Below are 23721 nucleotides of genomic sequence, written 5' to 3' on the forward strand. Positions count from 1 at the left end.
TAAATATTGTATTTTAAAGAGAAGAAATATTTTAATTAAAAGGGCACTCTTTATGAATATGTTTATCTTTGTTACTTGTAAAATTTGATTTCAAAAGCCATTTTAAAATTGGCTATTAGACCTAAAATTAATGAAGAACTACAAGCCAAAAGGAAGGTTATCTGCAATAGAATATATTAATGGCGTTTTAAAAGGAGATCGAGTTCTTTTATCACGTGCTATTACCATAATTGAAAGTAATTTAGAAAGTGATAAAGCGTTAGCAAAAGAAATAATTCAGGCAATATTACCACATTCAGGAAATTCAATTCGTATTGGTATTACAGGCGTTCCCGGTGTAGGAAAAAGTACCTTTATTGAAGCATTTGGTAAACATTTAGTTAAGGAAGGGCATCGAGTAGCAATATTATCTATTGATCCAAGTAGCCAACGTTCTAAAGGAAGTATTTTAGGTGATAAAACCAGAATGGAAGAATTGGCAAACTTAGAAGAAGCCTATATTCGTCCTTCAGCCTCTGGAGACACTTTAGGTGGTGTTGCCAATAAAACAGGCGAAACTATGTTACTTTGTGAAGCTGCCGGATACGATGTTGTTTTAATTGAAACTGTTGGAGTTGGACAATCAGAAACTGCTGTTCACGGAATGACTGATTTCTTTTTATTATTAATGTTGGCTGGTGCAGGAGATGAATTACAAGGCATTAAAAAAGGGATTATGGAAATGGCAGATATGGTAGTAATAAATAAAGCTGATGGCGATAATATTAGAATGAGTGAAATGGCTCGATTGCAATATCAAAATGCGCTACATATTTTTCCACAATCTGAGTCTGGTTGGGCTCCAGTAGTAAGCACAGCTTCTGCAATAAAAAATATTGGAATTTCTAATGTTTGGGATGAAATTCAGAAATTTAAAAAACTAGTTGATGAAAATGGTTATTTCTTAAAAAACAGAAATCATCAGCAAATACAGTGGATGTATAACAATATTAATGAAGAACTAAAAAATTTATTTTATGGTTCTAAAGCTATTGCTAAGCATTTAAAAGTTTTAGAACAAGAAATTATTTCAGCCAAAATTTCACCTGTAAAAGCAGCCCAAATTGTTTTGGATGAGTTTAAAAAGACTCTTTAATTTTAAAAGAGCTCCATTCTGAATTTATTTCAGAATCTCATTAAACTTGAATACCTCATTAAGCGATGCTGAAATCGAAGATTAACGAAAACTTAATTAAAAAATAAAAACCCAACATTAAAAATGTTGGGTTTTTTGTATCAATTATTTACAACTTATTCTTGCTCTAAATATTTTTCCATAATAGTAATAGCAGATTCAGAAATTACAGTTCCAGGACCAAAAATGGCTGCTACTTTTCTTTCTAATAAATAATCATAATCTTGAGCAGGTATAACTCCACCAGCAAAAACCATAATATCAGGTCTTCCTAATTTTTCTAATTCGCCAATTAATTGGGGAATTAACGTTTTATGACCTGCAGCTAAACTGGAAGCACCAATAAAATGCACATCGTTTTCAACAGCTTGTTTTGCAACTTCTTCTGGTGTTTGGAATAAAGATCCCATATCCACATCAAAACCTAAATCAGCAAAACTGGAAGCAACAACTTTTGCCCCTCTATCGTGACCATCTTGTCCCATTTTCGCAATCATAACTCTTGGTCTACGACCTTCAATTTCTGCAAATTTATCAGCCAATTTTTGCGCTTTTGCAAACGTACTATCGTTATTTACTTCTTTTCCGTACACACCACTTATTAATTTAGTATCCGCTTTATGTCTTCCAAAATGAACCTCTAAAGCATCAGAAATTTCACCTAAAGTAGCAAAATTTTCAGCAGCTTCAACAGCTAAAGCTAATAAATTGCCTTCGCCAGTTTCAGCGCATTTAGATAAAGTAGCTAAATTTGCATCAACAACAGCTTGATCTCTATTTGCTCTTAACTTTTTCAAACGTTCAATTTGAGAATCTCTTACAACAGTATTATCAACTTCTAAAATTTCAATATTAGACTTTTCTTTGGTTTGAAATTTATTCACTCCAACCAATATATCCTGACCAGAATCTAAACGTGCTTGTTTACGAGCAGAAGCTTCCTCAATACGCATTTTTGGAACACCAGTTTCAATAGCTTTTGCCATTCCACCTAATTCTTCTACCTCTTCAATTAATTTCCAAGCTTTTTTAGCAATCTCTTGCGTTAAATACTCAACATAATAAGAACCAGCCCAAGGATCAACTGCTTTAGTCATTTGAGTTTCATCTTGAATAAAAATCTGTGTATTACGGGCAATTCTTGCTGAGAAATCTGTAGGTAAAGCAATTGCTTCATCCAATGCATTTGTGTGCAGTGATTGTGTCCCTCCTAATCCAGCAGCCATAGCTTCAATACAAGTACGAGCTACATTGTTAAAAGGATCTTGCTCACTTAAACTCCACCCTGAAGTTTGACTATGAGTACGCAATGCCATTGACTTTGGATTTGTTGGATTGAATGATTTTATGATTTTTGCCCAAAGCATACGTGCAGCACGCATTTTTGCAATTTCCATAAAATGATTCATTCCTACTGCCCAGAAGAAGGATAAACGAGGTGCAAATTCATCAATTTTTAAACCAGATTTTAACCCGGTTCTGATGTATTCCATACCATCGGCTAAGGTGTAAGCCAATTCAATATCTGCAGTTGCACCAGCTTCTTGCATATGGTAACCACTAATTGAAATTGAGTTAAATTTAGGCATGTTTTTAGTGGTATAATCAAAAATATCACCAATAATTTTCATTGAAGGTAGTGGCGGATAAATGTAAGTATTACGCACCATAAATTCCTTTAAAATATCATTCTGAATAGTTCCAGAAAGTTTGTCTAAAGAAACGCCTTGTTTTCTTGCAGCAGCAATATAAAAGGCCATAATTGGTAATACGGCTCCGTTCATTGTCATAGAAACAGACATTTTATCTAATGGAATTTGATCGAACAAAATTTCCATATCTAAAATAGAATCTATGGCAACACCTGCCTTACCAACATCACCAGTTACACGCGGATGATCTGAATCGTATCCACGGTGAGTAGCTAAATCAAAAGCAACTGAAAGTCCTTTTTGACCTGCAGCTAAATTCCTTCTGTAAAAAGCATTTGATTCTTCGGCAGTTGAAAAACCTGCGTACTGACGAACCGTCCAAGGACGCATAGCATACATGGCACTATAAGGACCTCTTAAAAATGGAGGTATACCAGCAGCATACCCTAAATGTTCAGCTTCTGAAATATCTTCTTTTGTAAATTGTTTTTTTACAGGGATTCCTTCAGGAGTATTCCAAACGTCTTGATTCTCTGAAGTTACAGCTGTTTGTTTCACAGCTGAATTTAATTTTATATCTGAAAAATCTGGTTTCATATCCTTAGTCTTTTAATGTTTTTTGAACTTTATTCTGAATAGCTGTTAATGTTACCAGCACGTCTGATCTCATATTTACAACACCATCCAAACCAGCTTCAGTCAATTCATTTATATTTTCAGGAGCTCCAGCTAATAGTAAAACTTTATTACTATTTAAGGCTCTAAATGCTTTAATAAACGCAACAGCAGTTTCATCATAATCTTGATCTGAACTACAAATAACAACTACGTGAGCGTCTGAATTAGCACTTTCTGTAGCAGCTACTTCAGCACTTTCAAAACTTTCTTCTTGGTGAACATCAAAACCACTTACACCAATAAAGTCATAAGCAAAAGCTGCTCTGGCTTTACGCATAGTTAAGTTACCATAACTAGCTAATTGAACAATTGGACGTATTTTAGTTTCAGCAACTAATTCTTCTGTTACCCTTCTTAAAGCTTCAATTTCTAATGATGCTCTTCTAGGAGTTAATACTTTTGAATTATCAGTTGTACCCTCAGACAGCAAATTTGCAGCAACTTTTTCCATTAAGTTAGGGTATTTGTTAATACCTACCATTGGTGTTCTACGTTGACTAATTAATTTCAATTTTTGTAAACGTATTTCAGCAATTTGTTGCTGAATTGTTTCATTTTCAAATGCAGTATAAAAACCACCATCAGCTTCAATTGCTTTAAACAATTCCAATGCTTTTTCAGCAATTTTAGTTGAAACTTCTTCAATATAATAAGATCCATCAACTGGATTTGCAACTTTACCAAAATAAGATTCTTCTCTTAAAATTGTAGTAATATTACCAGCAATTCTACTTGAAAAATCCGATGAATTTTTGAATTCTTTATCATAAGCATCAACTAAAATACCATCAACATTTCCTAAGATAGCCGACATTGCTTCAGTTGTAGCGCGTAACATATTTGTTTCAGCATCGGTTACAGATTTACTCCAAATAGAAGTTTTTGCTGTTAATGTATTTGAAAAATCTACAACTCCATATTTTGCAGCTACTTCAGCTAATAAATTATTGAAAGCTCTAAATTTTCCAATTTCAACAAAATATTCTAAACCAATAGCTAGTTTAAAGTTTAAGTTGTTAAATATTGTTTGAACTTCAACACCTTTTTCTGAAAGTTTTTCAATTAAGAAAACTAAAGAGTTTAAAGTGTAAGCAATTTCCTGAACTTGGTTTGCACCTGAATCTAAATATTCAGTTCCAGAAATTGTGATGGCTTTAAAATTAGGGAAATCAGCAGTTAATTTTACTAATTCTGCAGCAACCTCAACTTGACTAGTGTCAAAAGTACCAGTTGTTGTGTAATTAGAAATAATTCCTGTATTAATATAACCTTTTAAGTCGCTGTCTTTTGCAAAAGCAACTAAATCTTTAGTGAAAGCAACAGCTTCAGCTACTATTTCAAAAGCAACTGTTGTTGAGTTTAAATCTAATCCGTTTAAAAGTGTAATAACAGAAACATTTTCTTTTAATTGGAAAATAATTCCGTTCATTCCTTCTTCAACAGCTTTAATAGCAAGTTTATTACCGCTTTCAGCATTTGAAACCACTATGTTACGGTAATTCACTAGTGATTGTGAATTTTCTCCTGTGTTTTTAAGCTGAGTAATAGTGTCTTCAGCATTGTAACAAGGATTAATTTTAATACCACTTAAATTTTTCCAAACTAGTTTTTTATCAAAATCAGCACCTTTTAAATCTGCTGTTACTCTTTCCATCCACTGTTCCGTTGAAACAGGTGGAAATTCAGAAAAAAGTTGTTTTTTTTTACTATTCATAATAATACAATTATAATTTTATACACTCATTAAACTACTTCCAAATCTTTCGAAAATTGCTTTGTCTAATTCCTCTCTACTATTTGGGTGTGCAATGTCTCTTAACGATTGTGCACGTTGTTTTAAACTTCTACCAAACAATTCAGCAATCCCATATTCAGTTGCAACATACCTTGCATGTGCTCTAGTTGTTACAACACCAGCTCCAGGTTTTAGCGAAGGTACAATTTTTGAAACTCCTTTTAAAGTTGTTGATGTAATTGCAATAATAGGTTTTCCACCTTTTGATAAAGCAGCTCCGCGCATAAAATCCATTTGTCCACCAACACCCGAAAACATTCTTGTACCAATAGAATCTGCACAAACCTGACCTGTAAAATCTATTTCAATAGCAGAATTAATTGCAGTTACTTTTGGATTTTGACGAATAATTGCAGTATCGTTAACATAAGCAATATCATTCATTTCAATTTCGGGATTATCATCCATAAAATCATATAAACGACGTGTACCCATGGCAAAACCAGAAATTATTTTATAAGGGTTTACTTTTTTCTGAGAACCATTAACAATTCCTTTTTCAACTAAATCCACAATTCCTTCAGAGAACATTTCAGTATGTACTCCTAAATCTTTATGGTTAGTTAAGTATGTTAAAACGGCGTTTGGAATACCACCAATACCCATTTGAAGTGTAGATCCATCATCAATTATTTCAGCAATATTTTTCCCAATTGCTTGTTCTTCTTCAGAAGGTGCTACAAATTTCATTTCGTGTATATCTTCATCAACTAAAACACAAGCATGAAATTGATTTAAATGTACCAGAGCATCACCAAAAGTACGAGGCATTTTTGGGTTAATTTGTGCTATAACTTTTTTCCCTTTTTCAATTCCAGAAATTACAATATCGACTGAAACTCCTAATGAACAAAATCCGTGTTTATCTGGAGGCGAAACGTTAACTAATACAACATCTAAATCCATATATCCTTCGCGGAATAAACTTGGAATATCACTTAAAAAAATTGGGATATAATCTACAGTATCGCCAACCATTTTTCTTAAATTTCCTCCAATAAAAAATGCTTTTGTATGAAAACTTTCTCTTAATTCGGCAGCTGCATATCCACATTCTCCTTCGGTATGCAAGTGTACAATTTCAACACCTTTTAATTCCGGACCGCGTTCTACCATAGCTTTCACTAATGTTTGTGGTGTAGCGGAACCCCCTTGTATTAATACTCTATCTCCAGAATTGATTAATTTTACAGCTTCGCTGGCTGACATTATGTTTGGTATTTTCATTTTAAAAAAATTATAATTTGTTGTTTTGTTCATTTAAATAATTAAAAGAACCTTTATTTATCCTAAGAAACTTAATATAATACCTGCAGCAATTGCAGATCCGATAACCCCGGAAACATTAGGAGCCATTGCGTGCATTAATAAATAGTTACTTGGATCTGATTTTAATCCTTCCGTGTGTACAACTCTTGCACTATCTGGAACTGCTGATACTCCTGCCGCACCAATTAGTGGGTTAATTTTATTATCGCCTTTTAAGAAAAGGTTCATAAATTTTGCAAAAAGTAATCCTCCACAAGTTGCAATTACAAACGATATTGCTCCCAAACCAAAAATTAACATAGAATCTTTAGTTATAAAGATATCTGCCTGGGTTGATGCCCCAACTGTAACTCCTAATAAAATAGTTACAATGTCAATTAATTTAGTTCTGGCTGTATCTGCTAACCTTTCAGTTCTACCTGATTCTTTTAATAAGTTTCCAAAGAATAACATTCCTAATAATGGCAAAGCACTAGGAGAAATAAATGTTGTTAAAATTAGGGCTACAATTGGGAAAATCATTTTCTCCTTTTGAGAAACTGCTCTTGGCGGTTTCATTTTAATTTTTCTGTCTTCTTTAGAAATTAACAATCTCATTAAAGGAGGTTGGATTACTGGAACCAATGCCATATATGAATAAGCAGCAATTGCAATTGGACCAATTAAGTTTTTTACTGTAGTGCCATCTGCCAATACATTAAGACCATTTGCTAATTTTGATGATAAGAAAATAGCAGTAGGACCATCGGCTCCACCAATAATTCCAATAGCTCCAGCTTCAGGAAGGTTAAAACCTAAATAAAGTGCCCCTAAAAATGTTGCAAAAACACCAATTTGAGCGGCTGCTCCTAATAGCATTAATTTAGGGTTGGCAATTAATGATGAGAAATCCGTCATAGCACCAATTCCTAAAAAGATTAGTGGTGGGTAAACACCTTTTACTACCCCAAAATACAAGTAATTTAAAACCGAACCCGTTTCATAAATACCAGTTTGGTTTCCGGCAACAAATGGAATATTACCAATTATTACACCTGCTCCTATTGGAATTAATAACAGTGGTTCATAATCAAATTTAATACCTAAGTATATGAATATAATTCCAATAAAAATCATAATTAAATTACCCGATGTTGCATTTGCAAAACCTGTGTAATTATAAAATTGTTTAATGCCTTTAAAAGCACCTTCATAAACATTATCACCTTCTGACGTATTAACTTGTTCAGTTGTGTTTAATGAATTGTTATTTGTGGTATTTGTATTAAGTCCTAAAGCAGGTCTGATAAAAATCAGCAACGATAGCACACCAAATATTAATAATATTTTCTTCATTTTTTTCTTTTTTACTAGTTATAAATGGTTAGTTATAACTGAGAAATTTTTATTGTAATTCTATCATTACTTCATCCTGCAGCACTTGTTGTCCAACACTAATGTTTAAAGCAGTAATTGTACCTGCTTTTTCACAAACAATATTGTTTTCCATTTTCATTGCTTCTAGCACTAGCATTCTATCACCAACTTTAAGTGTGTCTCCAACTTTCACATCAATAGATAAAACAGTTCCTGGAATAGGAGCAACAATTTTAGTTTTTGATGAACTTGGATTCACTTTTAACGGTTCGGCTGGTCTTTTTGAAGCAGAACGCACCAATGTTGGTGTTTTGGTTTTTTTAATTTCCTCCTTCATTTTTACAGTATAAGAGGTACCATTTACTTCTAAGTCTATTTCATTTCCTTCTTGTGAAACAATTTTGACATTATAATTATTGTCGTGTATTCTAAATTTAAAATTTTTCATTGTTCTTATTTTTTCAATAGTTATTTTATAAAAAATAAACTAATAAATAATCCTTAGTTAGTTAAAGCTTGTTATGTGTTCCATAAATTTTGGAACTCCAAGGAGAATATAATTTTCTTGCTTGTTTAATTGTTAATATTGCATTCTCATTATCGTGCTGTTCGTTCAAATACATATGAATTGCAACAGAAATTGCAGCAGCAATCTCACCTGTAAAGGCTTCATCAGCTTCCACTTTAATATCTTTAATTTTTTTATCTTTTCGTTTAGTAATTACTTTGTATATATAAAGCATTACTGGTAACCCGAATTTAAAAAATAAAGAAAGTGTTAATAATGCACCAAAAACAATTAATAACCCAGTAATCAAAATAACGTAACCTTCGCTTATTTGATCTATGTATAATAGCATATGTGTCATTATAATGGAATATTAGAGTGCTTTTTAGGCGGGTTAATTTCTTTTTTATTTGCTAATAATTCCAATCCTCTAATAATTCTAAATCGTGTGTTTCGTGGCTCAATTACATCATCAATAAAACCATATTTAGCTGCTACATAAGGATTCGCGAATTTTTCAGTGTATTCGTCTTCCTTTTTATCTATATATTCTTGTTTTTCTTCTTTATCTTCAATTTTTCTAATATTTGAACCTTCTAATACTTCAACGGCTCCTTTAGCTCCCATAACTGCAATTTCTGCCGTTGGCCAAGCATAATTTAAATCACCACGTAATTGTTTACAACTCATAACATCATGAGCTCCACCATAAGATTTACGAAGTGTAATTGTTACTTTTGGAACAGTTGCTTCACCATATGCAAATAATAATTTTGCACCGTGAAGAATAATTCCACCATATTCCTGACCTGTACCCGGTAAAAACCCTGGAACATCAACTAACGTTACAATTGGAATGTTGAAAGCATCACAAAAACGAACAAACCTGGCAGCTTTTCTTGAAGCTTCAATATCTAAAACCCCAGCATAATATTTAGGTTGGTTAGCAACAATACCAACTGATCTACCATTAAAACGAGCAAAACCAACACATATATTACGTGCATAATTTCTGTGAACTTCAGTAAACTCGCCATTATCAACAATTGTTGAAATAACATCAACTATATCATAAGGTTGATTTGCATTTTCAGGAATAATTTCATTTAAAATGTCATCTAACCTATCAATAGGATCCGATGTTATTAATGAAGGTGGGTCTTCAAGATTATTTGAAGGAAGGTAACTCATTAATTTTCTAATTAATAATAAGTTTTCTTCATCAGTTTCTGCTAAGAAATGTGATACTCCTGATTTTGTAGAATGAATTTTAGCTCCTCCTAATTCCTCAGTAGTTACAACTTCACCTGTAACAGTTTGTACTACTTTAGGACCAGTTACAAACATATAACTTGTTTGATCCGTCATTACTGTAAAATCAGTTAAAGCAGGAGAATATACAGCTCCACCAGCACAAGGTCCTAAAATTGAAGAAATTTGAGGAATTACACCAGATGCCATAATATTTCTTTGGAAAATCTCAGCATAACCTGCTAATGATCTTACTCCTTCTTGAATACGAGCTCCACCACTATCATTTAATCCAATAACAGGAACACCAATTTTCATTGCCATATCCATTACCTTACAAATTTTTAAAGCGTAGGTTTCAGATAGCGAACCTCCAAAAACAGTAAAATCCTGAGCGAAAATGTAAACAATTCTTCCATCAATGGTTCCATGACCCGTTACAACTCCATCAGAAAGGTAAATTTGTTTATCTAATCCAAAAGATTTAGTTCTATGCGTTACAAACATATCAAACTCTTCAAAACTATCTTCATCTAAAAGAATATCAATACGTTCGCGAGCCGTTAATTTTCCTTTTGCATGCTGCGAATCTATACGTTTTTCTCCCCCACCTAATTTAGCTTTTGCTCTTTTTTCAATGAGTTCGTTAATTTTATCTTGATTTGCCATTTTTTATTTATTTTGAATATCTTATTATTTTTTTGAACAAAGTTCTGTAAGCACACCTTGAGTAGATTTTGGGTGAAGAAATCCAATATTAAGACCTTCAGCTCCTTTACGAGAAACCTTATCTACTAACAGAACTCCACGTTCTTCGGCTGTTTTTAACGCTTTTGTTGCATCTGGAACAGCAAATGCAATATGATGGATTCCCTGGCCTTTTTTTGCAATATATTTTCCTATTGGACCATCTGGAGATGTACTTTCTAATAATTCAATTTTTGTATCACCTACCAAAAAAAAGGCTGTTTTCACTTTCTGATCAACAACCTCTTCTATACTGTAACATTTCATACCAAGTACTTGTTCATAGTATTTAATTGATTCTTCGAGATTTTCTACAGCTATTCCTATATGCTCAATATGTGAAATATTCATGAGTTTTATAAATTTTAATATTATTATTAAATTAAATTTGAAATAATGAGATTAATTCCATTTATTTCGTAATTATTCAACAAAATTAAAGTATAGTAAAAGTTAAAAAGCTGACAGATATCATAAACCAAATTAAACTACTAAAACGTTATAGTGATGCTAACTATTTGTTTTTTAGCGAGTTGAAAACTATTTTATCTTTTTAAAACCACCTATTAATGTGGTTTCATAAAATAAATTTTTTAAATAAGACTAATCAACTTAATCTAAGTTTAATTCTGAAAAAAAAATGACTATCATTTTTAAAATTATTGATTTTTTATAACCTTTTTGAAGAAATTAAACATTTACTGTTATTCCATTTATTAAGTGTTTCTTGTGAAATTATTTTACCATTACAATTTAAATAATTCCCTAAACTATCTTTTTTTATAATTATTAAATCTCCATTTTTAACGGCATTTATAACTTTAAAAACAAGTCCTTCTTTAGATCGATCATCTCCTTTAAAAGAAAATTTTAAGCCAACATTATTATTATATAAATCCATCTCCTTTGAAGCCAAATCTGGATGTATTCCATCTTCAAAACCACCTCTTTTAAATGACTTGTAATTTGCTCTTTCATATGCTTTACCCAAAGAACGAGCAGCATTTTTTCCAATTTTCTGATGTAAAATTGCCATCCAATATGCATGTCTAAAGGCATCTACCTGACCTCCTATTTTATCTTTATCTAACAAATTGGTATTTGCAATAGAATCGGATATTTTTTTTACTTCTTTTGATAATAGATATGCTTTTTTTACTTTAAAAGGATGCAATAAAGCCCACTTTTTAAGCGGGCCAGATTGATTTTTAAACAACTCCCAATTTGATTGTGCTGTTATTTGAATACTCAATAAAACAAACACAACTATTAACTGGAATTTTTTCATTTTTTTATTTCACTTCAAATGTTTTTTTAACATCATTTATTTTTATAACGTATTTTCCTTTAGGCAAATAATAAATATTGTTTTTAGCCTTTTCTATTTTAATATCTTTTTTGTTAAAATAACTTTTTAAACTTTTTTCAGAAGTTGAAATATTAAAATCGAAATAATTAAATCCTTTATCTGCATTTATTAAAAAGCTATTTAATTTTGAATTATCTTCAGCTAAAATTTCAACGGTATATTCTCCAGAATTTGAAACATAAAAAGGAATTGTTACGCTTGGTTCAATTGGCTTAGACCATTTACTCCAGCTAGTTCCCCAACGTGAAGAATGTTTAATTGACGGTATTTCAAAAATTGAAACAGGTTTACCTTTAATCTTGTTAAACTCCTGTAAAGCAGCAATATTTGCCTTATAAATTGAACGTCCGTGTGTACCTATTACTAAATCTTTTGCTTCTTTTTGAATTACCAAATCATGCACAGCAACTTTTGGTAAACCGTTTGAAAATAACTGCCACGTTTCACCTCTATTAAAAGTAACATACACCTCATTATCGGTTCCTACATATAAAATATTTTCATCTGTGGGATCTTCTTTTATAACATTAATTGGGTAGTTTGGTAAATTACTTATTAAACTTTTCCAAATAGTTCCTTTATTTTCACTTACAAAAATATAGGGTTTAAAATCATCATTTCTATAACCATTTAAGGTCACATATACTCTGTCCTTTTCGTGTTCTGATGCGATAACTCTTGAAACCCATAAGCCTTGAGGTAAATTATCTGAAATTCTTGTCCAATTTGCACCACTATTTTCAGTTAAGTTAATATAACCATCATCGCTTCCAACATAAATATATCCAAATTTAAATGGACTTTCAGAAATTGAAGTGAGTGTTCCATAAGGCACATTTCCCTTTTTACCACCAGTAGTTAAATCTCCTGAAATTACTTCAAAATTTTCACCTTTATCCATAGAGCGTAATAATTTATTAGCTCCCATATACAAAATATCTTGATTGTGATTTGACAATAAAATAGGTGTTTGCCAATTGTATCTGTATGGTGAATCTCCTAATTCGTGTTTTGGATGAATACTTAAATAATCATCAGTTTTTAAATTTACACGGTAATAATACCCAAACTGAGAACCAGAATACACAACATTATTGTCTCTATTATCAATTTGAACTTGCATACCGTCGCCTCCACCTATACTTTTATATGGATAATCTCCACTGCTCTCCCATCTTTTTGAAGCTTTATAATTACTTGGTCCAAACCAAACGCCATTATCTTGCAAACCTCCATATACATTATATGGCTTTTGATTATCTACATTTATATAGTAAAATTGCCCAACAGCTGGTGAATTATTTTTAGTCCAGTTTTCACCATCATCGTATGTAATATTTAATCCACCATCGTTACCATTTATTAAATGCCCCTCAGAATTTGCATTTACCCAAATAGCTTGATGATCTGAATGTACATTTTCTTTCCCTATTGCTGTAAAGGTTTGTCCGCCATCATCAGATTTTAATAATGGAACACCGCCAATGTATATTTTATTTTCATTTGAAGTATTTACTGCAATTACTCCAAAATAATAACCATAAGAACTATAAACACCATCTAAATAATCTTGATGTGTTTTGTTCCAAGTTTCACCGCCATCTATAGATTTATAAACCTCGGCTCCAATTACTTCAGAATTTAACAACACAAAATTTGCATCTTCCAAATAAGTTGCTAAATCACTAGGTTTAATTTTATCTTTTATAATTGATGCTTTTACATACTTTGCGGTATATTTTTTATCAAAACGATTTTCTTTTAGATAGGTATTCAAACTTGCATCATCTAATTCCAAAAATTGATCTTTTGACATTTTTTTAAAATCATCTTTCTGTAAACCAGCTGTTTTCTTTTTTTCTTTCTCTGGTCTCATAAACTGGTTGTCTAACAAGGCATAAATAACTTCACTATTAAAAGTTGCTAAACCTATTCTTCCAACCCCACTTCCTGTTGGAAACCCACTTTTCTCATCAGTAATTTTTATCCAAGTTGAACCAGCATCAATACTTTTATAAATTGCCGAACCTTTTCCATTCCCTTCAAAATTCCATGCTTTTCTGTTACGTTCCCAAGAAGCAGCATATAAAATATTTGGATTATTTGGCGATGCACTTATATCAATAATACCCGTATTTTCATTTATAAACAATGTACTATTCCAGGTTTTACCACCATCTGTAGTTTTAAAAATACCTCGTTCAGTATTTGGAGTATATAAATTACCAATAACTCCAACAACAACTTCATTTGGATTATTTTTATTAATAATTATTCTTCCTATATGCTGCGATGCTTTTAAGCCAACATTTTGCCAGGTATTACCTTTATCTGTGCTTTTTAAAATACCAATTCCTGAATACGATGAACGTGATGAATTACTTTCACCTGTGCCAACCCAAATAGTCCCTTTATTCCAATCTACTGCAATAGCACCCATATTTTGTGTTGGTGCATTTTCAGTTACTGATATAAAAGAGGTTCCATTATTTTTTGTATACCATAAACCTCCTGAAGCATAGGCCGCATAAAATTCATTTGGATTATTGGGGTTTACAGCTACATCTACTATACGGCCACTCATAATTGAAGGCCCAATATTTGTAAATGGCACATTTTTAACTAAAGAATTTTGTGCATTTAATCCAATAAAAAGTAATAAAAAGCTACTAAGAAAAGTTAGTTTTTTCATTTTAAATTTGTGTTAGGTTTAATATATAAATATACAGTTAACTCAAATTTAATAATATAAAAGTGAAATAAACAGCAACTTTTTAAAAAAAGACTAATTTTTAAAAATTAGATTGATGTAATGCCAAAAATGGTGTTTTTGAATAATATTTAAGTGCTTCGCTTTTTGGTCTGAATAAAATTTGCTCAAGTAAATTTAAATTTTTTGCAGCTAAAACTATTAAATCAATTTGTTTATTGTCAATAAATTGTTCTAAAGATTCTTCTAGATTTTTGTTAACTTCAGAATGAAAACTATGCTGTTTATCTGTAAAATAATCATGCAAGGTTTCTTTATTCCAAACCTGCTCATCATTAAGTTTTTCTTTGTTCTTACATAAATATAAAAAGCGAATTGAGGCATTATTATAACTAGATTTACAAGTTAAATAATGTAATAATTTTGCCTCATAAAAGTTGGTGTAATCGGTTGGAAAAGCAATTTCATTTATCCCTTTAAAAACAGCTTTTTCTGGCACCACTAAAACAGAACATTTTACCTTGGTAATAACTTCTTCAGAAACAGAATTTCTAAAGATTTGTCCTTTAGAAGGAATATCATTAGCGCCGATAACAATTAAATCTATTTTTTTTTCCTTAATTTGATTTCTAGTAGCTTCAACAATATTATTTTCTTCTACTATAGGAATAAAATTATGATTGCCCTTTATTTTTAAGGTATTTATTTGTTGAATTAATTTTTCTAATTTTCTTTTTGAATCTCTTTTATTATCAACTTGAACTAATTCAACTTGATTATATCCAGCACCAACAAGTTCATTTTCAAACCTATTTTCTACATTTAGCAAATGGAAATTACATTGCTCATTTTGAAATAAACCAAGTGCATATACAATGGAATTCCAAGATTTATCAGAAAAATCAGTTAAAATTAATATGTTTTTCATTCCTTTTATTATTGATACAAACTTAAATAATGCTGTATTAATAATAAATGACATAAATCAGTGAAATTTTGAACTGCTTTTATGTGTTTTTAACAATGATTAATGAAAAAAATTAATAAATAGCCTCTAATTTCTCCATGTTAATAATTCTAATATTTCTGCCTTCAATTTCAATAAGCCCTTCCTTTTTTAAATCGGTTAAAGTTCTAATTAAACTTTCGGTTGCAATACCTGCAACACTTGCCAAATCACGACGTGATATATTAATATTATCAGATGGTTTTTGCTTCATTTTATTGGCAAATTTCAAAATGGTTTTAGCAGTTTTTCTACGCATAGAACCATAAGCCATTTGCAATAACTGATCTTTAACTTCTGTAAGGTTTTCACTTATCAATTGAAAAATTTCTAAGGATAATTTATAGTTATTTTTTAAAATATCTAACACGGTACTTTTAGGAACAACCATAATTTCTACTTTCTCCATTGCAATTGCAGATTCATAATTTCTGGCATCATTAAAAATAGCTGAAAAGCCAAAAAACTCATCGTCTTTATTGATATTTATTATAAGTTCCTTACCAAATTCATCAATTTTTACGCCCTTAATTTTTCCCTTGTATACAAGATAAACATTGTTAGAATTTTCTTGTTCCTTATAAATTATTGCTCCTTTTTTATAAACTTTAGAACTTCCAAAATCGCAAAAATAATTCTTAAGATCTTCTAAATTGGTAATATTATCATATAAATCTTTAGGTTTTTCTTGGGTTTCTTGACTAATTAATGCCTCACTTAATAACTCAGCTTTTGCCAATCTACTTTCAATTGCACTTAACAAAAGTTCTTCTTCAACTGGTTTAGTTAAATAATCATCGGCTCCCAAATCCATTCCTTTTCTAATGTCTTTAATTTCTGTTTTTGCAGACATGAAAATAAAAGGTATTTTTTTAGTTTTTTCTTCTTCAGAAAGTATTTTAAATACATCGTAACCATCTAATTCCGGCATCATGATATCACAAATAATTAAATCCGGAAGCATAATTCTGGCTTGTTCTATACCTCTTTTACCATTTGCGGCCGTAACCACTTTATAGTTTTCCAATTCTAAAATTTCTTCAGTGGTTTCTCTTAAAACCGTATCGTCTTCAATCAGTAATATTGTTTTCATTCTTTATTAATTATTGGTAATTCAACAATAAAAGTTGATCCTTCATTAAAAATGCTTCTAAATTTTATGGTTCCGCCTAAACTTTCCAAATGACTTTTTACAATATTTAGCCCAATTCCTGTTCCTTGATTTGTTAATGCATTTTCAGCTCTAAAATATCTGTTAAAAATATATTTTTGATCTTTTGATGGAATTCCAATTCCTTGATCTTTTATTTCAAAAATTATACTTTCTGAACCTGGGTTAATTTTAAAATCTATTTTAGTATTTTCAGGTGAATATTTAATAGCGTTGTTTAGTATGTTTGATAATATTAATTCTAATATTTTTTCATCTTGATATAAATCCAAATTATCAATATTTTTTGGATATATAATATGTTGCCCACTTTTTAACATTAAGTTGGCATTATAAATTACTTCGTTTACAACTTTACTTAGTTTAAAACTGCTAAATTTATATTTAACTTTTCCAGATTCTAACCTTTCTACAGATAAAAAATCATTCAAAATGCCATCTAAATAATGCACCTTATTTTTAATAGTTAGCAAATGTTTTTCTCTTTTTTCCTGCATTTCAGTTTTTTTATACTTCCCAACTAAAACTGCTGCATTTAACATTCCGCTTAAAGGTGTTTTAAACTCATGTGACACTAAAGATAAAAATTTAGTTTTTAGCTCATTAAGCTCTTTTTCTTTTTTTAAGGCTTTTCTTAATTTAGATTCTGCTTTTACACGTTTTTCAATTTCATGTTTTAGATCAGCCACCGTATTATTAAGTTCTGTTGTTCTTTTAGAAACCTTTCCTTCTAAAAGTGCATTTAATTCCAAAATTTTAGCCTCAGATTTTTTACGGGATGTAATATTTATAACAATAGACATTACATATTTTTTTTTACCTATTTTAAAAGGGTTTAACCCTACCTCAACCGGAAAATTATTTCCATTTTTGTGAACCCCAAACAAATCGCTATTTTGACCCATTTGCCTTGCAGAAGACTTTTTGTAAAATGTATTAAAATGCGCTCCGTGACCTGCACGAAAATTTATTGGAATTAAAATATTTAAATGCTGATTTTGAAATTCGCTTTTGGTATAGCCAAACATTTCTTCGGCAGCTAAATTACTTGCAACAATTGTTTGATTTTCATCTACAACAATTACACCTTCAGAAACTGCTTCAAACAGTACATTAAAAACAAATTCATTTTCATGAAATAAATTAGACAATGGTATTTTTTTTAGTTTATAGTATGTTCGAAAATACTAAAAATTTATGAACTAAAATATTAAATTATTGTAAAAAAAGAGTCTTTTAGGTTGTTTTAAATTAATATGTTTTAGTCATTGTTGAAGGTATAACAATAATAAAATCAGCTTTTAATTTATTTTCTTTATTGAATTTTTTAATGTTATCCTGCTCAACAACACTAACTGTAATTATTTTTAAACTACTATTTCCTTTATTCAAATACCAATTAATACCTTCATAATCATCGGAATGGTATGATCCATTGTAATGCAAAAACAACTTATTTTGTTCACTATTTGTTAAAATAAAATTTCCCATAGTTGCGTCTTTAACCGCCTGTGCTTTTGGTAAATTATCTCCTCCATGACCGCCCATCATTTCTTTCATTTTAACATACCCTGGTAAAGTTTCATCATAAGCAATTGGTAATGGAGCTATCCAAGATTTTTCTTCATTAGAAAGTTCTTCCAACGCTTCAAAACCACCTTTAAAAACCATACTTGCATATCTTCTAGGAATGTTTGTAGCTATAAATTGTATATTTTCATTTTTAGCAAAATCTACTAAAGGTTTATAATCTGTCGGATAATTATTCCACAACCTTGCAACCGTATCAAATGCTTTTTGATTAATTTTACCTGCCAAATAATCATTTAACTGTATTTGGTTATCTGCCTCAAACATTTCAGCTCCTAAAATCAGGTTTCTTAATTTACTTAAGTCTTTTGTTGTTTCAAATTGCAGCCAATGTACAATTGGGTTATTATGGTGCTCACCAAATAAAACAACATCCGTTTTACTCATTTCACGAATCATTTTTTTATAAGAAACTTTGTTTCCTTTTGAGTTGTATAATTTATAAGCAGGTTTATTTTGTGAATAAATTGAACTCGAAAATGTAATTGCCAGTAGAAATACTATTAGTTTTCGCATAAATAATATTGAATTTATAAGGTTTCGTTCTCAACAAATTTATAACTTTGTTACTAATTATTATAATTATTTCTTAATAATGAAATTATAGGCTTATAATTATCCTATTTATTAAGATTAATACAACATAAAAACCATTTTAAAATGAAATATCTTCCAATTAACAATCAACTTTTTATAAAAAACAGAGCAAAATTTACAGCTCAAATGAAATCAAAATCATTAGCGGTTTTTAATTCAAACGACCTTTTTACTACTGGTGCAGACAGCACCCTGCCTTTTGAACAAAGCAGAGATTTATTTTATTTAAGCGGTGCAGACCAAGAAGAAAGTATTTTGGTTCTTTTTCCTGATGCTATTGATCCTAATCATAGAGAAATATTGTTTTTAACTGAAACTAATGAACACATTGCTATTTGGTATGGTGCCAAATACTCTAAAGAAGAAGCAACAAAAGTATCTGGAATTAAAACAATTTATTGGTTATCTGAATTCAAAAAAATATTTTATGATTTAATGACCGAAGCCGAAACTGTTTATTTTAATACCAATGAACATTACAGACAATCTGTTGAATTAGAAACCCGTGAAGATCGTTTTATTAAAAAATGCAAGTCTGATTTTCCTGCTCATAAATGGGAAAAAAGCGGACAAATAATGCAGCAAATAAGAGGCGTAAAGGAACCAGAAGAAATTGAGCAAATGCAAACTGCCTGCGAAATTACCAATAATGGTTTTAGACGTATTTTACCTTTTGTAAAACCAGGTATTATGGAATACGAAATTGAAGCTGAATTTATGCATGAGTTTTTAAAAAGCAGATCTAAAGGTTTTGCATATACACCAATAATTGCTTCTGGCTATAGTGCTTGCGTATTGCATTATATTGAAAATAACAAAGCATGTAAAGATGGTGATATGCTTTTATTGGATGTTGGTGCTGAGTATGCAAATTACTCTAGTGATATGACTCGTACAATTCCTGTAAATGGAAAATTTTCTGATAGACAAAAAGAGGTTTACAATGCCGTTTTAAGAGTTAAAAACGAAGCTACAAAAATGCTTATTCCTGGCGAGTATTGGGCTAATTACCATAAAGAAGTTGGAAAATTAATGACTTCAGAATTATTAGGATTAGGACTTATTGATAAAGCTGACGTACAAAATGAAGATCCGAATTGGCCAGCATATAAAAAATATTTTATGCACGGTACTTCACATCATTTAGGTTTAGATACACATGATTATGGTGCTTTAAAAACACCTATGAAAGCCAATATGGTTTTTACTGTAGAACCTGGTATTTATATTCCTGAAGAAAATATGGGAATTAGAATTGAAGATGATGTTGTAATTCAAGAAAATGGAGCGCCATTTAACTTAATGCGCAATATTCCTATTGAAGTTGAAGAAATTGAAGATTTAATGAATTCTTAATATTTAGAAATAAAAAACTCGAATCAATTGATTCGAGTTTTTTTGTTAACCAATAAATTTATTCATAGAAATTTAAGTGGTAGCAAATTCAAAAACGTAACTATTTAAACGTTTAAGCGCTGTAATTTTATCGTTTGTATTTACTAAAAGTGATATATTATTATTACTTCCTCCGTAAGAAATCATTCTTACAGAAATGTCTTGTAATACTTTAAATAAGCGATGTGTTTCATGATGTCTAACAACTGAATGACCAACCAAACAAATAATACTCTGGTTATTATCTACTTCTACCATTGAAAATTTCTCTAATTCTTCAACTATTGAAGGCAAATTACTAGCATCGTCTATTGTTAATGAAACTGCAATTTCTGATGTAGTAATCATATCAATTGACGTTTCATATTTTTCAAAAATTTCAAATACTTTTTTCAAAAAACCATGTGCCTGTAACATTCTTGCCGATTTAATTTTAATGGCAGTAATTCCATCTTTAGCAGCTATAGCTTTTATGCCTTCTCCTTCATATTCTTGAGAAATTAAAGTTCCGTAAGATCCAGGATCCATGGTATTTTTAAGTCGTACAGGAATATTTGCCTCACGAGCTGGCATTACTGTTTGCGGATGTAATATTTTTGCCCCAAAATAAGCTAATTCTGCCGCCTCGTCAAAAGACAAGTTTGAAATTGCGTGTGTATTTTCAACACATCTTGGATCGTTATTATGCATTCCATCAATATCTGTCCAAATTTGAACCTCATCTGCATCCACAACTGCCCCAATAATTGTTGCTGTATAATCACTTCCTCCTCGTTGTAAATTTGCTATATTACCTACAGCGTCTAAACAAATAAAACCTTGAGTAATATAAATTTCAGCTGGCAGAGCCTCATCAATTATACGTTGTAAATTTTGTTTTATATAAAAATCATCTGGATCATTTGCTTTATCAATACGCATAAAACCTAAAGCTGGTAATAATCTTGCATTTACACCTTCCTGATTCAAATATTTTGTAAACATAAATGTAGACAACAACTCTCCTTGAGATACAATTCTGTTATATAATAACTCATTATGCTTTTTTGAAGTAAATGTTGTTAACAACTCAAAAACTTTATCTATGTAATTTCCAACCTCTTGTTTAATTTCTGAAGTTTCAAACAATTCATCAATTACATCATTATATTTAGCATGTAAGTTCTCAATAGTTTCAACTGCCTGATCAACTAATTTATTTTTAATTAAATCTGATATTTCAACTAATACATTTGTAGTGCCTGACATTGCTGAAAGTACTACTATTTTTTTATCTCCGTCTGTAATTAATTCTTTAACACGTTTTATGTTTTCAATAGAACCAACAGATGTTCCTCCAAATTTTAAAACTTTCATTTTCTTTATTTTAGTGACACAAATTTAAAATCATTTTCAACTTTATGTGTATAATTAAAAAATATACACTAATTTTGCACATACTGTTAACTATTTAACAAGATGAGAACTATAGCAACCTGTGTAGAAGAAATATTAGTTTCGCAACCATTTTTAGAGGATGCGCTAACCAGAAACATTTTAAATTATAGTGCTTTAGCTGAAGAGCTTAGAGATCCTATTTCTAAAATGTTACGAAAACCTGTAAAATCTGGAGCAATTATGATGGCGCTTCGCAGATATAGTCCGCCAAAAGAAATGGCAAACAAAATAAAATTGAACAAAGTTTTACAAAATTTAGGCGATATTACTGTGCGTTCAGATTTGTCTGATTACACTTTTAAAAACTCTAGCACTTTAATACAGAGCCACTTAAAAACTTTGGAAATTATTAAAAACGATCCGCATATTTTTTACACTTTTACGCGTGGAGTTCATGAAAGTAATGTTTTAATTACTACTGCCCTAAAATCTCAAATTGAAGAATTTTATAAAGACGAGTCTTGTACATCTGTTCAAGATCATTTGTCAGCTATTACAATAGGTTTACCAAAAGAAAACACTAAAATTGCAGGATTATATTATCAGTTTTTTAAACGTTTAGCTTGGGAAGGAATTTCTTTATACGAAGTGGTTTCAACAACTAATGAGTTTACAATTTTAGTAGAAGATGAAGTTGTTGACAAAGCTTTTTCAGCAATAAAAGGGTTAAAAAACTAAATCTTATTCAAAAAAACTCAATTTTGAAGTATGTATATATTTCATAAAAACACAAAGGTTTATTTTTCTGATTCAGGAAAAGGAAATGCTGTTGTTTTATTACATGGTTTTTTAGAAAATAACACTATGTGGAATTCCGTATCACAAGAGCTTTCAAAAAAATATAGAGTTATTTGCATAGATTTATTAGGGCATGGACTAACAGAAAGTCATGGCTATATTCATACTATGGAAGACCAAGCTGAGATAGTTAAAGCTGTTTTAAGTAATTTAAAACTTAGAAAATATATACTTATTGGGCATAGTATGGGCGGTTATGTTGCCTTATCATTTGCAAAATTATTTCCAAAAAACGTGAAAGGGATTTGCCTGATGAATTCTACAGCGCTACCAGATTCTGAAGAAAAAAAATTAAATAGAGATCGGGCTATAAAAGCAGTTAAACAAAACCATAAAACATTTGTTAGAATTGTAATACCAATGTTATTTTCAGAAAAAAACAGGGCAATATTTACTTCAGAAATTAAGGAAATTACTAATGAAGCACTAAAAATTTCACCCCAAGGAATAATTGCAGCATTAGAAGGAATGAAAATTAGGGAAAATCTCACGAAAATCTATAAAGAGGCTACATTTTCAATTCAACTAATTATTGGAAAACAGGATCCTGCTTTAGATTATAATTCATTAATCCAGCAAACAAAAAATACAGACGTTCAAGTTGTTGAATTTCCTGATGGACATATGAGCCATATTGAAAATAAGAATGCCCTAATTACTTCCTTATTTTATTTTGTTAAAAATTGTGGTTAGTGTGCTTTACTGGTTTTTATATAATCAGTTTAAAACCCTTCTTTTTCTCCAGTTTTTGGCATTCCTGAATAATGAACGTGAACGATTCTCCAATTATTATTTATTTTCTTTAGAATTTGAGTTTCCCTACCCTTGGACTGCATTGCTGTGCCGTCCGCAAACGTTGCATCATAAACCCAATAAAATTCCACCCAAGCAACATTATTATAAACATTAATTGTTTCATTGGAGCTTTTTAAATCTCTAGTTTTAAACCTCTCTCTAAACATTCCATAGAAATTATCTTTTACACCATTCCAACCTTTTTCGTGACCTCTGGGATGTATAAAAGAAACCTCAGGAATATCTGCCCAAACCTTGACTCCCAAGATTGTATCTGCCTTATTTATAGAAACTTTATAATCTTCAATAAGTTGTTTAATTGCATTTTCATCTTTTGTAAAGTTTTGAGCAAAACCAGAAAGCGATATGTATAGTACCAATACTGAAAGAGCGATTTTTTTCATTTTTTTAAATATTTAATTT

At 30.5% G+C, this 23721-nt stretch carries 20 protein-coding genes; 4 read left to right on the plus strand and 16 right to left on the minus strand.

Going from position 1 to position 23721, the window contains the following annotated elements; translation table 11 throughout:
• Positions 1–130: 130 nt before the first annotated feature.
• Positions 131–1135, plus strand: a complete 1005-nt coding sequence (gene meaB, locus BX611_RS12740) for a methylmalonyl Co-A mutase-associated GTPase MeaB (protein WP_115881850.1) — start codon at positions 131–133, stop codon at positions 1133–1135.
• A gap of 155 nt (positions 1136–1290) precedes the next feature.
• On the opposite strand, the gene scpA is transcribed toward meaB, so the two are convergent.
• The 14 genes from scpA to BX611_RS12810 form a co-directional block, all read right to left on the minus strand.
• Positions 1291–3423 (minus strand): methylmalonyl-CoA mutase, encoded by a 2133-nt coding sequence (gene scpA / locus BX611_RS12745; protein ID WP_115881852.1) that lies wholly within the window; start codon positions 3421–3423, stop codon positions 1291–1293.
• 4 nt (positions 3424–3427) lie between these two features.
• A complete protein-coding gene (locus BX611_RS12750; RefSeq protein WP_115881854.1) occupies positions 3428–5218 on the minus strand; it encodes a methylmalonyl-CoA mutase family protein in 1791 nt (596 codons plus the stop codon).
• Between the two features lie 18 nt (positions 5219–5236).
• On the minus strand, positions 5237–6526 hold the full coding sequence (locus BX611_RS12755; RefSeq protein WP_115881976.1) for an acetyl-CoA hydrolase/transferase family protein: 1290 nt from the start codon (positions 6524–6526) through the stop codon (positions 5237–5239).
• A gap of 57 nt (positions 6527–6583) precedes the next feature.
• Complete coding sequence (locus BX611_RS12760) at positions 6584–7903, minus strand: sodium ion-translocating decarboxylase subunit beta (RefSeq protein ID WP_115881856.1); 1320 nt, start codon at positions 7901–7903, stop codon at positions 6584–6586.
• Between the two features lie 49 nt (positions 7904–7952).
• Positions 7953–8372: a biotin/lipoyl-containing protein gene (locus tag BX611_RS12765; RefSeq protein ID WP_115881858.1), complete on the minus strand. Its 420-nt coding sequence runs from the start codon at positions 8370–8372 to the stop codon at positions 7953–7955.
• Positions 8373–8433: 61 nt separating this feature from the next.
• Positions 8434–8784: an OadG family protein gene (locus BX611_RS12770; RefSeq protein WP_162880054.1), complete on the minus strand. Its 351-nt coding sequence runs from the start codon at positions 8782–8784 to the stop codon at positions 8434–8436.
• A gap of 8 nt (positions 8785–8792) precedes the next feature.
• Positions 8793–10352 (minus strand): acyl-CoA carboxylase subunit beta, encoded by a 1560-nt coding sequence (locus BX611_RS12775; RefSeq protein ID WP_115881862.1) that lies wholly within the window; start codon positions 10350–10352, stop codon positions 8793–8795.
• 24 nt (positions 10353–10376) lie between these two features.
• A complete protein-coding gene (gene mce, locus BX611_RS12780) occupies positions 10377–10781 on the minus strand; it encodes a methylmalonyl-CoA epimerase (protein WP_115881864.1) in 405 nt (134 codons plus the stop codon).
• 319 nt (positions 10782–11100) lie between these two features.
• Positions 11101–11718, minus strand: coding sequence for a DUF6973 domain-containing protein (locus BX611_RS12785; RefSeq protein ID WP_115881866.1), 618 nt, complete (start codon positions 11716–11718; stop codon positions 11101–11103).
• A gap of 4 nt (positions 11719–11722) precedes the next feature.
• Positions 11723–14491, minus strand: coding sequence for a VPS10 domain-containing protein (locus tag BX611_RS12790; RefSeq protein WP_115881868.1), 2769 nt, complete (start codon positions 14489–14491; stop codon positions 11723–11725).
• A 100-nt stretch (positions 14492–14591) separates the two neighbouring features.
• Positions 14592–15491, minus strand: a complete 900-nt coding sequence (locus BX611_RS12795) for a universal stress protein (protein WP_115881870.1) — start codon at positions 15489–15491, stop codon at positions 14592–14594.
• A gap of 58 nt (positions 15492–15549) precedes the next feature.
• Positions 15550–16608, minus strand: a complete 1059-nt coding sequence (locus BX611_RS12800; protein WP_115881872.1) for a response regulator — start codon at positions 16606–16608, stop codon at positions 15550–15552.
• Positions 16605–17837: a PAS domain-containing sensor histidine kinase gene (locus tag BX611_RS12805; RefSeq protein WP_115881874.1), complete on the minus strand. Its 1233-nt coding sequence runs from the start codon at positions 17835–17837 to the stop codon at positions 16605–16607. Before BX611_RS12805 ends, BX611_RS12800 begins: the two co-directional genes overlap by 4 nt.
• A gap of 100 nt (positions 17838–17937) precedes the next feature.
• Positions 17938–18792, minus strand: coding sequence for a ChaN family lipoprotein (locus BX611_RS12810; RefSeq protein ID WP_115881876.1), 855 nt, complete (start codon positions 18790–18792; stop codon positions 17938–17940).
• A gap of 144 nt (positions 18793–18936) precedes the next feature.
• Between BX611_RS12810 and BX611_RS12815 the strand changes: the two genes are divergently transcribed.
• On the plus strand, positions 18937–20229 hold the full coding sequence (locus BX611_RS12815; protein ID WP_115881878.1) for an aminopeptidase P family protein: 1293 nt from the start codon (positions 18937–18939) through the stop codon (positions 20227–20229).
• 72 nt (positions 20230–20301) lie between these two features.
• On the opposite strand, the gene BX611_RS12820 is transcribed toward BX611_RS12815, so the two are convergent.
• Positions 20302–21624 carry an aspartate kinase gene (locus BX611_RS12820; RefSeq protein WP_115881880.1) on the minus strand — a complete coding sequence of 441 codons (1323 nt, stop codon included), beginning with the start codon at positions 21622–21624 and terminating at the stop codon, positions 20302–20304.
• Positions 21625–21726: 102 nt separating this feature from the next.
• On the opposite strand from BX611_RS12820, the gene BX611_RS12825 reads away from it, so the two are divergent.
• Together BX611_RS12825 and BX611_RS12830 are read left to right on the plus strand one after the other, a co-directional pair.
• Positions 21727–22383 carry a hypothetical protein gene (locus tag BX611_RS12825; RefSeq protein WP_115881882.1) on the plus strand — a complete coding sequence of 219 codons (657 nt, stop codon included), beginning with the start codon at positions 21727–21729 and terminating at the stop codon, positions 22381–22383.
• 30 nt (positions 22384–22413) lie between these two features.
• Positions 22414–23196 carry an alpha/beta fold hydrolase gene (locus tag BX611_RS12830; RefSeq protein ID WP_115881884.1) on the plus strand — a complete coding sequence of 261 codons (783 nt, stop codon included), beginning with the start codon at positions 22414–22416 and terminating at the stop codon, positions 23194–23196.
• A 29-nt stretch (positions 23197–23225) separates the two neighbouring features.
• Here the strand turns inward: BX611_RS12830 and BX611_RS12835 are convergent, their stop codons facing one another.
• Entirely contained in the window at positions 23226–23702 is a 477-nt protein-coding gene (locus tag BX611_RS12835) for a YybH family protein (RefSeq protein ID WP_115881886.1), read from the minus strand.
• Positions 23703–23721: the final 19 nt, after the last annotated feature.

The sequence above is a fragment of the Lutibacter oceani genome (assembly GCF_003384935.1).
In the GTDB taxonomy this organism is placed as follows: Bacteria; Bacteroidota; Bacteroidia; order Flavobacteriales; family Flavobacteriaceae; genus Lutibacter; species Lutibacter oceani.